10 protein-coding genes are annotated in these 14,662 nt (G+C 70.8%); 2 read left to right on the top strand and 8 right to left on the bottom strand.

Going from position 1 to position 14,662, the window contains the following annotated elements; genetic code table 11:
• Positions 1–182 precede the first annotated feature (182 nt).
• The 3 genes from V4Y03_RS23580 to V4Y03_RS23570 all read right to left on the bottom strand — a co-directional run bounded on the left by V4Y03_RS23580 (position 183) and on the right by V4Y03_RS23570 (position 4,168).
• A complete protein-coding gene (locus V4Y03_RS23580) occupies positions 183–1,244 on the bottom strand; it encodes a helicase-associated domain-containing protein (protein WP_332436214.1) in 1,062 nt (353 codons plus the stop codon).
• Positions 1,241–2,659 carry a hypothetical protein gene (locus tag V4Y03_RS23575; protein WP_332436213.1) on the bottom strand — a complete coding sequence of 473 codons (1,419 nt, stop codon included), beginning with the start codon at positions 2,657–2,659 and terminating at the stop codon, positions 1,241–1,243. Before V4Y03_RS23575 ends, V4Y03_RS23580 begins: the two co-directional genes overlap by 4 nt.
• A gap of 75 nt (positions 2,660–2,734) precedes the next feature.
• Positions 2,735–4,168: an ATP-binding protein gene (locus tag V4Y03_RS23570; protein ID WP_332436212.1), complete on the bottom strand. Its 1,434-nt coding sequence runs from the start codon at positions 4,166–4,168 to the stop codon at positions 2,735–2,737.
• Positions 4,169–4,677: 509 nt separating this feature from the next.
• Here V4Y03_RS23570 and V4Y03_RS23565 point away from each other — a divergent pair.
• Together V4Y03_RS23565 and V4Y03_RS23560 are read left to right on the top strand one after the other, a co-directional pair.
• Entirely contained in the window at positions 4,678–5,952 is a 1,275-nt protein-coding gene (locus tag V4Y03_RS23565; protein WP_332437253.1) for an alpha/beta fold hydrolase, read from the top strand.
• Positions 5,953–6,278: 326 nt separating this feature from the next.
• Positions 6,279–8,639, top strand: coding sequence for an NPCBM/NEW2 domain-containing protein (locus tag V4Y03_RS23560; RefSeq protein WP_332436211.1), 2,361 nt, complete (start codon positions 6,279–6,281; stop codon positions 8,637–8,639).
• Between the two features lie 69 nt (positions 8,640–8,708).
• Here the strand turns inward: V4Y03_RS23560 and V4Y03_RS23555 are convergent, their stop codons facing one another.
• From V4Y03_RS23555 to V4Y03_RS23535, 5 genes are read right to left on the bottom strand one after another with little or no spacing between them, the layout of a single operon-like run.
• On the bottom strand, positions 8,709–9,707 hold the full coding sequence (locus V4Y03_RS23555; RefSeq protein WP_332436210.1) for a LacI family DNA-binding transcriptional regulator: 999 nt from the start codon (positions 9,705–9,707) through the stop codon (positions 8,709–8,711).
• A gap of 22 nt (positions 9,708–9,729) precedes the next feature.
• Positions 9,730–11,493 carry a glycoside hydrolase family 36 protein gene (locus V4Y03_RS23550; RefSeq protein WP_332436209.1) on the bottom strand — a complete coding sequence of 588 codons (1,764 nt, stop codon included), beginning with the start codon at positions 11,491–11,493 and terminating at the stop codon, positions 9,730–9,732.
• Position 11,494: 1 nt separating this feature from the next.
• Complete coding sequence (locus V4Y03_RS23545; protein ID WP_332436208.1) at positions 11,495–12,376, bottom strand: carbohydrate ABC transporter permease; 882 nt, start codon at positions 12,374–12,376, stop codon at positions 11,495–11,497.
• Positions 12,373–13,302: a carbohydrate ABC transporter permease gene (locus tag V4Y03_RS23540; protein WP_332436207.1), complete on the bottom strand. Its 930-nt coding sequence runs from the start codon at positions 13,300–13,302 to the stop codon at positions 12,373–12,375. Before V4Y03_RS23540 ends, V4Y03_RS23545 begins: the two co-directional genes overlap by 4 nt.
• The gene (locus tag V4Y03_RS23535) at positions 13,302–14,642 is read right to left on the bottom strand and encodes an ABC transporter substrate-binding protein (RefSeq protein WP_332436206.1); all 1,341 of its coding nucleotides are present in this window, start codon (positions 14,640–14,642) and stop codon (positions 13,302–13,304) included. Before V4Y03_RS23535 ends, V4Y03_RS23540 begins: the two co-directional genes overlap by 1 nt.
• Positions 14,643–14,662 lie beyond the last annotated feature (20 nt).

Below are 14,662 nucleotides of genomic sequence, written 5' to 3'. Positions count from 1 at the left end.
GACCGCCGTGGGCATCGCCCGACACGCCCAGCCTGCCGATCGCAGCTCACGTGCCCGGACGGCACCCCGTGACGTCCGGAACGGCAACGGTTCCGAGCACGAAGCTCCCGTCCCCGTCCCTGTCGCCCCGGTGCCTTGTGCGCCAGACGTGGGCGCCGAAGGCGATGTCTGACGCGCGCCTCCTAGCCGGCCGCGGTGAGGGTGGCGGCCAGTAGGCGGGCGCTCGCAGGGGCGCCGCGACCCGGTTCACCGTAGGCAGCGTGAGCGTGGTCCAGGGTCGGCATGAGGGTCGGGGCGCGGTCGGTGGGGGCGCGGTCGAGGAGCGTGGTGCCTGTCTCGGCTTCCTGGGTGGGGGCGTAGCCGGCCGTGCGGAGGGCTGACAGGGTCTCCTCCGGCGGGGCTGTGGAGATCAGGACCGTGGGGGCGATCCGGCGCAGGCGGAGTTTGGCCAGGCCGCGGGCCTGGGCGACCTCGGCGATCAGGGCGGTGTCGTCCGAGCGGATGCAGCAGGCGGAGCGGACGACCTTGAGTTGTCCGTGGGTGCGGGCGGTGTCCTTGATCGTGTAGGCCAGTGGTTGGGGGAGGGGGGTGTCGCGCTCGCTTGCCTCCGTGAGGCGGTCGAGGAGTTCGTCCGCGGTCCAGCCGGCGTCCAGGGCCCAGCGGATGGAGGTTGCCGAGATGCGCCAGACCACCGCATGCCCCTCGGACTCGATGTCGCCGACAGCGGAGAGCAGGTCGGCGAGGGCGGGCGCGGGCGCGCCGGTGACCGTGGCGGTCAGGTCGCTCTGGAACCGGGCCTTGTCGCTGGGCTCGGGCAGCGCTGCGTGCAGCTCCTCGCGGAGGGTGGTCACCGCCTTCGCCAGGGTGGGGCGGAGAGCGAGATCTTCGCCCAGGCCCTCCGAGCCGCGGGCGGACGGGTCGGCGCCCGCGCCGGGCACTGCCGGATAGTGGTGGGCGGCTCCCGCCTCCAGCAGCCGGCACAGGGCCCGCCCGGCAGGGGTGAGCGCGCCGTGGGCCACCACACCGAGCAGGGCCGCCTCCGTCAGGGTGGCCGCCATGCGGTCGAGAACTTCGTCCAGGCCGGTCAGCTCCCCCGTGGCGTCTGTGGCCAGGTGAGCGCGCAGGGCGGGCTGGAACCATGCGGCCAGTGAGAGCAGTTCGGTGTATCCGCGCGCGTTCGCGGTCAGCCCGTGTCCGTCGGGGAGGACGGCGAGCGCTCGCAGGACTCCGGTGCGGAGGGTCACGGCGTCCTCGTCCTGCGGACTGATGAGCGCGACCGGGGTCTCGTCGGGGTCCGGCCAGTGGCTGAGTACTGCGGGGACCACGGCCCAGGCGACCAGGAGCGGCAGCAGTTTGCCCGCGGGCGGAGCGGCGGCCCAGGCGTCGTAGCGGTCGCTCGGCGAAGCCGGGCGGAGGGCTTGGGGCTCTTGGAGTTCCGGCGGCCGCGGGAAGCGGGGGCCGGTTCGTCGTCCTGAGGCGCGGCCAGGCCGGCGTTCACCGCGAGATCCAGCCACAGCCGGGTGCCGGCCTCATCGGCCCCGGCCGCCTTGGCCAGCCGCCGGGTGTCCCGCACGGCGATCCCGCCCGCCTTGCGGATCGCGACCGGCTGGGCGGCCAGCGCCCGCAGTACGAGTTCGGCCCGCCAGGCGGCCGCCGCGGCGGCCCTGCCACCCTCGCCCTCCCAGCCGGACGGCAGCGGCGCGGTGGCGGTGAACGGCTCCGGTTCCAGCCGGGGGCTGGGCGCCGCGCCCGCATCGCGGAGCGCACGGGCGACCTCGTACGGAAGTTCCACCAGGTCGAGGCCGGAGGGGATAAGCAGTCCGCGCCCGGCCAGCCAGTCGGTGCCCTCGTCTCCGCTGCCGCCCTCCCGGAAGACGTACTTGGCGTCCGGGCCCGCGTACTGCGACCCGTACCGGCTGACGAAGCAGTGGGTCCGCAGCAGCGGCGGGCCGGGTACCAGGTGGTCCAGCAGCTCCAGCGCCCGGACCGGGGCGTCCGCCACCAGTGCCCGCACCCGGGCGGGATCGGCGAGCAGAGCGGTGATCAGATCCTGGGCCTGGTCGCGGGTACGGGCCGCGCCCTCACCGAAGAGGGTTGCGGCGATCCGCTTGACCTCGGGGGCGTTGTAGGCGGTGGTCAGCAGCCGGTCGGCCGTACGCCCGTAACCGTCGAACCCGGCGGCGCGGACGTGCAGCAGTGGTGGGAGCGCCAGTCGGCCCTTGGGCGCGGGGAGCAACAGCGCGCGCTCCCGCAGTCGGGTGAGTGTGTGTTCCGCCCGCTGCCGCTTCTCCCCCGGCTCGAACCAGGACAGTACGTCCCGCTCAGGCACCAATCGGTCCGCGGGTTCCACCGGGGGAACGGGCTTCCGCTGTTGCCAGGGATATCCGGGCCCGTCCTCGGCCTCGCCACCGGCTGCGGGGCCGTGCCGCTCCAGGGCAAGGGCGGCGATGGAAGCGAGCAATTCCAGCTCTCCGGCGGTGCCCGCCATCAGGCCCTGCCCCACCGACTCGTCGGTAAGCAAGTGTTCGGCGAGCTCGCGGAGGGTGGTGATCCGTCGGTACCCGGCGGCGAGCGGCAGATCCCGCTCCTCCAGCAACGCGGCCAGCCGCTGAGGATCCAGGGTTCCCAGCCATTTCACAAGGGCGGTACGCGCATTCACCCGGCCAGGCTAGCGCCGTCCGGTCACCCCGCGGGGGTGAACCCGGCCGCGTCACCACCCTCGCGGTTTCCCTGACTACTGCCAGGCGCGAACAAGGTCCTCCGGACCCCAATGCGCCGCAACAGGCAGATCGTCCTCAACACCACAGCGGGACACTGCCACCAGCGCCGTGTCCGGCTCGGCACCGGGCACGGCGAGCATGTCTCGTACCAGGGCGTCGTACTCGCGTCGGCCGAACGGCTGCGACTCCAGCCACTTCACCGAGCCGATGAAGTGAACCTGCCCTGCCACGGGTTCGCGGTCGGCTCCGATCAGGTCGATCTCCGGGTTGTTCTGCCGGTTCCACCAACCCCCGACCGCCTCTGTCTGCGGCCACCTCTCATCGGGCAGCAGGCGCAGCAGCGACTCGCGGACGACCGGCTCGACGGCCCGGCCCCGCCAGGTCGTCCACGACCGCTCAATGCGCTCCAGCGCCAGATCGCCGCGACCGCGCTCGATGAGCGGGATCCCGCGCTGCAGGAAAGCCAGCCAGAACCGGAGATACGGATCGGCGATGCGATAGCGCTTGTTCTTGCTGTCCGCCTTGACCGACAGCGGCAGGTCAGCGGCCAGGACCCGCTTGGCCAGCAGCGTGTTCAACAGCGGAGACAGCGTGCCCGAGGGCAGCGCGCCCGCACCACCGGCCTGTGCGGCAATGGTGGAGAAGGTCCGCTCGCCACTGCCGACCGCTTCCAGGATCGCGCGCGAGTGGGACGCCTCGGGAAACTCCCCCAGCAGCGACAGTTCGCCCGCCACCAACAGCGGCGCAAGCGGGTTGGACACAGCCTCGCGCAGGAAGTCTCTGCGGCCCATCCCCGGCCGCCAGGACTGAACGATCTCCGGGAACCCTCCGGTGATCAGCAGCGCGTCCACCGCTTCCGCCGCGTCAAGACCGGTCATCGCCTGCACATCGGCCAGGTGCAGCGGCTGTACGGTCATCTTGGCCGCCCGGCCGAAGAACGGGCGGCCATAGGACTGCAGCGCCTCCATCACCGACATGTCACTGCCGACCAGGATCACCAGGACCGGCTTGGCGGACAGGTGCCGGTCCCAGACCGTCTGCAGCGCCCCCTCGAACTCCCCGTCCTGCTCCACCAGCCACGGCACCTCGTCGAGTACCGCAATGCTCGGGACATCGTCCGGAATCGCGACCGCCAGGGAACGCAGTGCCTGGTTCCAGTCGGAGGCCTGCAGCCCGGCCACCAGCTCAGCCCCGGGAAGAGGGGAATGCGCCAGCGTCGAGGCGAAGTCCGCCCGCTCGGCCACCGCGTTGCGTCCCCGGGTCGCCTGGAAGACCACGTACGGAAGCCCGGAACGGTCGCAGAACTCCTGGACCAGACGAGACTTGCCCACCCGGCGCCGGCCCGTCACGGTTACAGCCTGACCACGCGTGGCCCCCGTACCGCTGACCACCAGCCCCAGCTGCCGAGTCAACTGATCCAGGTCGGCAGACCTGCCCTTGAACTCCATCAGCGCCCATCCCTAGCATTCATCAAACGTAGTTTCGATATTACGTAGATTGAATCTTACTTAGATCCTAGCTCGCTTTTGGCGCTCTCCTGGCAACCCCACCGAGGCGGAGGGGAAGGGATCGGCGCGCCGGCGCATCAGTCACCGAGGCCCACACCCCTCAGATTCTGTGACATTCGGCGCATTTCTCAATCGTGGGACATGTGTGGGACAGCAAGCCTGACAACTCATCAGCTAGGCGCCTGACCTGGGCAAACACCTGGGTGCGATCCGGCCTCCGGAGCCGTGTGCGCAGGTTCGAATCCTGCCGGGGGCACTTCGCAGGAAGTGCCACACAGACCCCGTGATCAGCGGAAACGCTGAGCGCGGGGTCTTGTTGTATGTGCAGGCGTGTGCCGGGGCCGAGTCCTGGGGCACCTTCCCCCATCTATGCAATGTCACACTGCATCGATAGTTTGCTGGGGTGCGGCCCGTGGTGGTCGTGCGTGATTTCTATCGAGAGGCAGGCCATGCACCCCGCTTACGCGGTCACCGATCACGTCTTCACCGTTCCGCTCGACCACTCCTCGCCCCAGGGGGGTGTCATCGAGGTGTTCGCGCGCGAGGTGGTCGATCCCTCGCTCGTCGGGGAGCGGTTGCCCTGGCTGCTCTATCTGCAGGGTGGGCCCGGTGGTAAGTCGCCTCGGCCTTCCGTCGGTTCGCCCGGGTGGCTCGCTCACGCGCTCAAGACCCATCGGGTGCTGCTGATGGACCAGCGCGGCACCGGGCGTTCCACCCCCGTCACCGCGCGCCTCGCCGGCCGGTTCGGTTCGCCTCAGCGGCTCGCCGAGTACCTGGGGCACTTCCGCGCCGACTCCATCGTCGCCGACGCCGAGCTGATTCGACGTCAGCTCTGTGGCGACGAGCCCTGGGAGACGCTCGGGCAGAGTTACGGCGGCTTCATCACCCTGTCCTATCTCTCCCGCGCCCCCGAAGGGCTCCGCGCCTGCTACGTGACCGGCGGGCTGCCCGGGCTCGCCACCACCGCCGACGACGTCTACGCCCGCACCTATCCGCGCGTCCGCGACCGCGTCCTCGACTTCTACTCCCGCTACCCCGACGACGCCCCCCTCCTACGCCGGATCGCCGACCTGCTCCACTCCACCGACGTCCGCCTGCCCGACGGCGACCGGCTCACCGTCCGGCGGCTCCGCACCCTCGGCCTCGCGCTCGGCATGGGTGACGGCTTCGAGCGGATCCACTGGCTCCTCGACGAAGCCTTCGACGCGGACGGCGAGTTGACCGACACCTTCCTCCAGCAGGTCGCCGGCCTCACCGGCTTCGTCGACAACCCGCTCTTCGTCGTTCTGCAGGAGTCGCTCTACGGGCAGGGCGCCGGGCCCACCGCCTGGGCCGCCGACCGCGCCCTCTCCCGCTTCCCCGAGTTCGCCGAGGACGCCGATCCCCTGCTGCTCACCGGGGAGATGATGTACCCCTGGATGCTCCGGGAGATCAGGGGGCTCCGCCCCTTCGCCGACGCCGCCGACCTGCTCGCCGCCCGTACCGACTGGGCCCCGCTCTACGACCCCGCCCGGCTCGCCGCCAACCGCGTCCCCGTCGCCGCCGCCGTCTACCACGACGACATGTACGTCGACGCCGGCCTCTCCCTGCGTACCGCACGCGAAGTCGGCGCTCTGCAGGCCTGGGTCACCAACGAGTGGGAACACGACGGCCTCTCCGCCTCCTCGGGCCGCGTCCTGGCCCGCCTGATGGACATGGCTGCCGGTCGCGCCGCCGTCGCATAGACCCCGTATCGACCCGTATAGACCCCGCGCCGTCGTCGCCGCATAGACCCGCGTAGCCCCCGGGGAGTCGTCCCGCCCACGGCTCCCCGGCTTCCGCACGCCCGAGCCCCTCCCTCACAGCCCCCACGGCCTGCAGTGAGGCAGTGAAAGTTTTCTTTTTGCCCAGCAGGTTTGTCCTGCAACTTTGCAATCCAATCGTGCACAAGCGTTGACACCGCACCCGTCGAAGTCCTCAATAGGCGACACAGTTCAACTTCTTCCCACAGCACCTCGCCCTCCCCCAGAACGTAGACAACGTTGTCGCGCACGAAAGGATCCGATCGCACATGCGTCGTCGTCTTGCCTGTGCTCTCTCCGCCGTCCTCGCTTCCGTCGGTGCCGTCGTCGTCCTGCCCGGTCCACCCGCCGCGGCCACGGCGACCGCGGGGCCGTACGTGATCGAAGCCGAGAACATGTCGCTGACCAACTTCGCCACCGACACGGTCGACCACACCTGGAACGGCAACCCCGTCGACCACGTCACCTACGCCCTGGGCGCCGCCGGTCAGACGAGTACCGCCCGCACCGCCTTCTCCGGAGCCGCGGGGAGCTATGACCTCGTCACCCGCTACAACGGCAAGGCCGCGAGCGGCGTGACGTACACCCTCGCCGTCAACTCCACCACCGTGGACTCGTGGGCGACGTCCCAGCGCTACGGCCGCGACCACACCGATCCGATGAACATCGACACCCGTACGACCAGCCGGATCGCGCTCAAGGCCGGTGACACGATCGAGCTGACGGCCGTGTCCGCCGGCGAGGCGCCGCGCGTCGACAGGATCACGGTGCAGCAGCACGTGGGGCCGCCGACCAGCGCGCTGACCATCTCCTCGCCGAACGCGACGCTGAACGACGGCTTCGACTGGGGCAAGGGCCGCGCCCTCGGCATGACGTTCTATCCCGGCAACCCGATGATGGGCCACGAGCCCGAGTGGTGGCGCCTCAAGGACGCCACGCACTCCACGGTGACGCCGGGCTACTGGGGCTCGTACACCAGCCGGGAGTCCTTCTACAACCGGGACATCTCCCACCAGTCCGACGGCGCGCACGCGCTCGGTCTGGACGCCGAGACCTTCAACATGATGCGGACGTTCGCCGGCGACGCCGACGATCCGGGCCAGAACGGCTGGCCGCTGTGGGCGCACAGCTCGTACGGCGCCATGTACTACATCGACGGCACCGGCTTCCGTGAACTGCCCTCGCCGTTCAACGTGATGGCCAAGGCGTTCAAGCAGTACCAGTGGACGGGCGACGCGGCCTGGATCAACGATCCGGCCCTCTCCGCGTACTACGACTCGACGATGGGTGCGTTCCTGGACGGCCACGAGGTGACCTGGAACGACGCGAACCCGGCCGCCGAGCAGCCGGTGGCGAGGAAGCAGCCCGGGGAGTACACGGCGACGTTCTTCGAGTTCCCGAACGAGAACCTCGTCTCCGCGGCCGACGCGCTCGGGTACCAGTACCAGTCGATGCAGGCCTACGCGGAGATCCTGAAGGCGAAGGGCGACACCGCCGGCGGTGCCAAGTGGGCCGCGCGGGCGAAGCGGGTGCGCGACCACTTCGAGGCGAACTGGTGGGACGCGGCGAACAACCGGTACGTGCGCGGCAAGGACGCCGCCGGCACGGGCTACAGCAGCTGGGGCCACGAGGCCAGCTTCCTGATGATGCTGACCGGCCTCGGCGACCACGGCCCCCGGACCAGCGCCTACCTGGACTTCATCGCCGCCAACGACGACGACCTGAACGTCGAGGCGACCTCGTACCTGCCGGAGATGTACTACCAGTACAACCGGTCGGCCGAGGGCTGGGCATGGCTCAAGAAGCTCATGACCGGCAAGAACAGCTACCCCGAGGTCTCCTTCCTGGCGGTCAGCAGCGTCGTCGACGGCATGATGGGAGTGCAGCCGGACGCCCCCCACCACAAGGTGGCGACCGTCTCCCGGCTGACCTCCGACACCCCGTGGGTGGAGATCGACCACCTCAAGGTCGGTGACAGCGACCTGAAGCTCAAGCACACCGGGACAACGGCCTCCACGCTGACCAACAACTCCGGAGGGTCCGTCGACTGGGAGGCCCAGTTCTACGGGTCCCCCGCCTCGATCACCGTGAACGGCACCGCGTACACGCCGCAGACCAAGTCGCTGTACGGCAGGACGGTGTCCTACGTGACCGTTCCGGTGGCGGCCGGCGCGTCCGTGACCGCGACCGCTTCGAGCGGCGGGACCGGCGAGACGGTGGATCTGAGCGATCTCGGCTGGACCGACGCGCGGAGCGACTTCGGCACCGTCCAGAAGGACCGGAGCGTCGACTCGCACCCGCTCAGGCTGAACGGCGTCGCCTACGCCAAGGGCCTCGGCACCCACGCCAACGGCACCGTCACGTACCTCCTGAACGGCGCCTACACACGGTTCCGTTCGGATGTCGGGGTGGACGACGAGGTCGGCGCGAACTCGACGGTCCGGTTCGAGGTCTGGGGCGACGGCGTCAAGCTGTACGAGAGCCCCTCGGTGATGACGCCGTCGAGCGCGACCGCGTCCGTGGACGTCGACGTCACCGGCGTACGCACCCTGGAACTCAGGGTGCGGGACGCGGGCGACGGCATCAACAGCGACCATGCCGACTGGGCCGGGGCGAAGCTCCTGGGATAGGAGCGACGCCGGAGCCGGCGGGCCGCCCGGAAGGGCACCCGCCGGCTCATCGGCAGTCCCGGAAGGGCACTACCCCTTCGGCACCGGCCCCGTGGAGGCGCGGATGACCAGTTCGGGGTCGAAGAGGAGTTCCCCCGTCGGTACGTCCCGGTTGGTGACGAGCGCCAGGACGCTCCGCCCGACCTCCAGGGCGAGCCGGTCCGCTGGCTGGCGCACCGTCGTCAGGGGCGGGTCGACGAACTCGGTGATCATCGACCCGTCGTAGCCGACGACGGAGATGTCACCGGGCACGGAGTACCCCTGGCGGCGGATGCCCCGGATCGCGCCGAGCGCCATGTAGTCGCTCGCGGCGACGACGGCGGTGGCGCCGAGGCCCAGCAGGGAGGCGGCGGCGGCCTGGCCGCCCTCGACGGTGTACGACTGCCGGATCACCCACTGCTCGGCGTCCTCGACGCCGCGCCTGGCCATCGCCGCCACGAAGCCGCGCACCCGCCGGTCGGCGGGGTGGTTGCCCGTGGGGCCCGAGGCCATGCCGATCCGGCGGTGGCCGAGCTGGAAGAGATGGTCGACGGCCAGGTCGGCGGCGAGCATGTCGTCCGTGCTGAAGACGGGGGCGGGCACCCCGTCGGCGAACTCGCCGTTGACGCCGAGGTACGGGATGCGGCGCGCGCGGAGCAGTTCGTACGTGTCGGTGTCGGCGCCCTCCAGCGTGTTGGACGCGGAGAGGAAGACGACGGCCGCGATGCCCTTGTCGACGATGGACGTGATGAACTCGCGTTCCTGCACGCCGCCGGGGAAGGCCGGGCAGAGCACGGTCTTCAGCCCGTGCGGGGCGAGCGCGGACTCGATGCGCTCGGCGACGTCGGCGAAGAACGGGTTCGAGATGCGCTCGGTGACGACGGCGACGAGCTGGCCCTGCACCGGCCGCTCGTACCCCAGCTCGGTCATGGCGCCCTCGACCGCGTCCCGCGTCTTCTTCGCGACTCCCTGCCGCCGGTTGATCACCCGGCTGACGGTCGCCTCGCTCACTCCCGCGCGGGCCGCGATCTCGACGATGCCGACCTTCACCGGTCCCCCTTCGTCATGACGTTCATCCGATGCTCCTGACCACTGCCAGCCCCATCCGCGGAACGGGGAGGCTCCGCAGGCCGGGCCGGAGGGTGTGCGGGCTCCGCTCGATCATACGGCCGTCACAGGCGTGGATCACGATCTCCACAGCCGTCCCGGCGCCCTCGGCGCCCTCGATGTCGAGCACGATCCGGTCCGCGTCCGAGGCGTTGACCAGGACGGTCTCCGTGAACTCGGCCGGCCGGACCGGCACCGCGCGCTCGCTGTGGACGTCGACCACGCTCACCCCGTCGGCCTCCGAACGGACCAGGGTGTAGAGGTCGTCGGGACGGCCGGGCCGGACGGTCCCGTCGAGCAGCTGCGGACGCAGCCGCCGCCACTGCGCGAGCCAGAAGCGCAGCGCCGCCAGGTGGTCCGGGGGGAGCCGGTCGAGGCGTACGGAGATCTGCGGGACGGAGTGCAGGGCCCCGACGAGTTGCCGGGCGGCGGCCTCCACCGGTGCTGTCGCGTTCCACAGCAGCGGGTCGGAGTGCACGGCTCCGCCGACGGCGAGCAGGGCGGTGTCGATCGTGCGCACCCGGTTCGCGACGGCGTCGCCGGGGCAGTCGACGGACCGCAGCATGTTGCCGAAGGCCACCATGCCGGGGCCGACGTAGGGCTGCCGGAGTTCGAGCAGCAGCTCGGGGCGTACCGCTTCCAGCGCGGTCCGCAGCTCGGTGAGCAGCAGGGTGAGGGCCTGTCCGATGTCGCCGCCGCCGTCGCCCGCGTACACCATGGCCTGGTCGAGGAAGTCGAGCTTGAGCCCGTCGAGTCCGTGGTCGCGGACGAGGGTGACGCAGGTGTCGACGACATGGGCGCGCACCTCGGGCAGGCGGGGGTCGAGGACGTACGCCCCCGGTACCGTCGCGGCGAGCGGGGCGCGGGTCGCCCACCGCTCGTAGCACTCCGCCCTGGGGCCGAGCAGGAGCGGGGCGATCCAGGCGAGGTAGCGCAGGCCGGTGTCGCGGACGCGGGCGACGTGGGCCGTGAAGTCGGGGAACTTCGCGGTGTCGGGGGTCCAGTCGCCGCACCCGGCGTAACCTCGGCCGCTGCCCAGGTGCTGCCAGCCGTCGTCGAGGATGAGCACCCCGCAGCCGGCGTCGGCGGCGAGTGCGGCCTGCTGCTCGACGGAGGCCGCGTCCACCTGCTGGTTGAAGGCGTACCAGGTGGAGTACACGGGCAGCCGGGCCGCTTCGGGGACGGGCATCGCGCGCGTGCCGGCGGCGAACCGGTCGCGCAGGGCCCCGAGCGCCGTGGCGGCCGAGGGGCTCCGCGGGGCGAACAGGACGCGGTGCGGTTCCTCGGACGCGGGCAGCCGGAGGTGGACGACGTAGGTGTCGTGTTCCTCGGACACCCCGAAGCGGATCCGGACCTCGGGCACGGGGTCGGTGGCCGCGAAGGTGAGCAGGGTCGCGCCGGAGTGGTCGTACAGGCAGCCCGCGGCGAAGCCGTCGACGAGGCTGACGGTGGACCGCCCCTCCCAGTCGGCGACGATGGTGCGCGACCAGCCGGCCTGGGGGTGCCAGTAGCCGGCGGCGTCGCCCAGGGGCAGGGAGAGGCGGATCTCGACGGGTGCGCCTGCGGCGTCGACGCGCAGCATCCGCAGGCCGTCGGGGAGTTCGGACAGGGTCCAGGCCGGTTCGGTGCCGGGGGCGAGGACGGCGATCTCGACCGTGTCGAGCAGCGGCTCGTACGTCGCCGGCGTCAGCTCGGCGGTGGTGACGGCGTCGTGGGTCAGGGCGGTCACGTTACTCCTTGACGGCGCCGGCGAGCAGGCCGGAGACGAAGTGGCGTTGCAGGGCGAGGAAGACGACGGCCATGGGGATCGCGGCGACGGCCGTGCCGGCGAGGATGGCGCCGTAGTCGGTGTCGTCGACTCCCTGGAGGGAGGCGAGGGCGACGGGGATGGTGTACGAGGCTCCGTCGCGCAGCACGATCAGTGGCCAGATGAAGTCGTTCCACTGGTAGAGGAAGAGGAAGATGCCGAGGGCGGCCAGGGCCGGCCTCATCGGTGGCAGCACGACCGCGACGAAGAGCCGGAACTCTCCGCAGCCGTCCATGCGGCCGGAGTCGAGGAGTTCGTCGGGGAGCGCGGCCATGGACTGCCGCATCAGGAAGATCCCGAAGGGCAGGGCGAGGTTGGGCATGATCACGGCCTGGTAGGTGTTGAGCCATTCCAGTTCGGCCATGAGCTTGAAGAGGGGCACCAGGGTGACCTGGGCCGGGATGACCAGGCCCAGCATGATCACGCCGAACAGCGGGTCGCGGCCCCTGAAGCGGTACTTGGCGAAGGCGTAGCCGGCGAGGGTGCAGACCGCTCCCGCGCACAGGGTGTAGACGGCGGCGATGCCGGCCGAGTTGAGCACCACGCGGCCGAAGGACACCGTGTCCTGGAGGCTGGTGAGGTTCTCCGCGAGGTGGCCGCCGGGGAGCAGTGGGGGCGGGGAGTCGAAGACCTCCTGGGAGCTGTGGGTGCCGGCGATGACGAGCCAGTAGAAGGGGACGAGGACGGCGGCGAGGGCGATGGCCAGTCCGGAGGTCAGCATGATGCCGTTGCCCCGGCCCTTGCCTCGGGTACGGCTCCGGCGTGGGCCGCGGCCGGTGCGGGTTCCGGTCGTGGTGGTGGTCATTTCCTGTCTCCCAGGACGCGGAACTGGATCAGCCCGAGGATGCCGATCAGTACGGCGAGGGCGTAGGCGATCGCGGAGGCGTAGCCGAAGTCGAAGTACGTGAAGGCGTTCTGGTAGAGGTACACGCCGATGGTGAGCGTGGCGTTGTCCGGGCCGCCGCGGGTGAGGACGTAGGGCTCGTCGAAGATCTGCAGGGTGCCGATGGTGGACAGCACGGTGGTGAGCAGGAGCGCGGGCCGCAGTCCGGGGAGCGTCACGTGCCGGAAGGACTTCCAGGGGCCGGCGCCGTCGACCGAGGCCGCGTCGTACAGCTCCCCGGGGATCGACTGCAGCCTGGCGAGCAGGATCATCGCGTTGTAGCCGGTGTAGTGCCAGGTGAGGGCGAGGCCGAGGGAGATCTTCGCCCAGAGCGGGTCGACGAGCCAGGGCACCGAGTCGATGCCGACCAGCCCGAGGAGCCAGTTGACCAGTCCGTACTCCTCGTTGAGCAGGACCGAGAAGACGATGCCGTACGCCACCAGGCCGGTGACCATCGGCAGGAAGAAGCCGAGCCGGAAGACGGAGCGGGCGCGCAGCGCCGCCGAGTCGAAGGCGACGGCCAGTCCGGTGGCGAGGATCAGCATCACCGGCACCTGGACCACGAGGATCACCGCGGTGTTCCCCAGGGCGGTCCGGAACAGGGGGTCGTGGAGCAGCCGGGTGTAGTTGTCGGCGCCGACGAAGGTCTCGACGCCTCCCACCGTCTTGTGGAGGCTGAGGACGAAGGACCAGGCGATCGGGTAGAGCTTGAAGGCGGCGAAGAGCAGCAGGGCCGGCAGGACGAAGGCGTAGGGGGCGAGTCGCCGGGCGGTGAGCCGCGGCGGGCGGGTCCCCTGGGGGCCGCCCGCCGCGGGCTTCGTGCGGGCCGGTGTGGCGAGCGCGGTCATCACGCCTTCTTACGGCCGGTCTGCTGGGCGAGCTGGTCGGCGGCCTCGCGCAGCACCTTGGCCGGGTCGGCGCCCTTGAGGAGCACCTTGGTCTGGGCGTCGGTGGTGGCCTTGAGGGCGCGGGCGTAGTCGGCGGTGTAGTTGAACGCCGGCGAGTCGGCCTTCAGCGCGCCGAGGAAGATCTCGCCGGGCTTCCGGCCGCCGAAGAACGCCGAAGGGGTGTGGAAGACCGGGTCGTCGTAGGCCTTCATCAGGGCGGGGGCTATGCCCTTGCCCTTGTAGATCTTGACCTGGTTCTCGGGGCGGGTGAGGACGAACTCGACGAACTTCCAGGCGGCTGCCTGGTGCTTGCCGGCGCCGGCGAGGGCGAGGTGGGTCGAGTTGACGGTGGCGCTGGTCAGTCCGCCGCGGCGGACGGGCGGGGGCAGCCGGACGCCCCACTTGCCGGCCTCGCCGGGGACGGTCTCCTCGATGATCCCGCCGAACCAGGTGGGCCAGGGCACCACGGCGGCGGTGCCCTTCTTGATGGAGCTGATGAGCGCGTTCCAGCCGCCGGAGATGTCGTTGACGAGTCCGGCGTCGTTCATCCGCTTGATGATCGTCATCGCCCTGACGGCCTCGGGCGAGTCGAGCGTGATCCGCCCGTCCAGGTCGAAGTAGAAGGCGCCCTGGAGTTGCAGCAGCATCTGGAAGAAGTTCGCGGAGTCGGCCTGCGAGGCGGGCTTGTCGATGCCCAGGAGGTACTTCCCGGTCCTGGCCTTGATCTGCTTGCCGGCCTCGATGGCGGCGTCCCAGGTGTCGATCGCGTCGACGTCGACGCCGGCGGCCTCGAAGACGTCGGACCGGTAGTAGAAGCCGGCGGAGTTGGCTTCCCAGGGGAGGGCGCTGACGCGGCCGTCCTTGGAGGAGACGGTCCGCCACAGGCCGGCGGCGAAGGCGTCCTTGTAGGTGTCCGCGCCGAGCTTGCTCAGGTCGGCGAGGCCGTTCGGGAACTTCTCGACGTAGCCCGGCAGGTAGTCGACGCCGATGTGGAGCACGTCCGCGAGGCCGCCGCCGCCGGCCGCGAGGCCTGTGGTGATCTTGTCCCAGATGGCGGGGTTGCCGATGTCCTGGACGGTCACCTTGATGTCCGGGAACTGCTTGTTGAAGGCCGGTACGAGCGCCTTCAGCTCGGCGGCCGGGCCCGCCCAGCTCCAGACCGTGATGTCACCCTTCGCGGCGTCGCCGGCCGCGCCGCCCCCCTGCCCGGTGCTCCCCGTGCCGGAGCAGGCGGTGAGGCCGCCCAGTCCGGCGCCGGCGCTGAGCACGCCGCCCGCCCTCAGTACATCGCGACGGTTCATGACCACGGCACATCCCCTTG

Source organism: Streptomyces sp. P9-A4 (assembly GCF_036634195.1).
Taxonomy (GTDB): domain Bacteria; phylum Actinomycetota; class Actinomycetes; order Streptomycetales; family Streptomycetaceae; genus Streptomyces.
The sequence above is the reverse complement of the archived record's forward strand: the minus strand, read 5'-3'. Positions and strand labels throughout refer to the sequence as shown.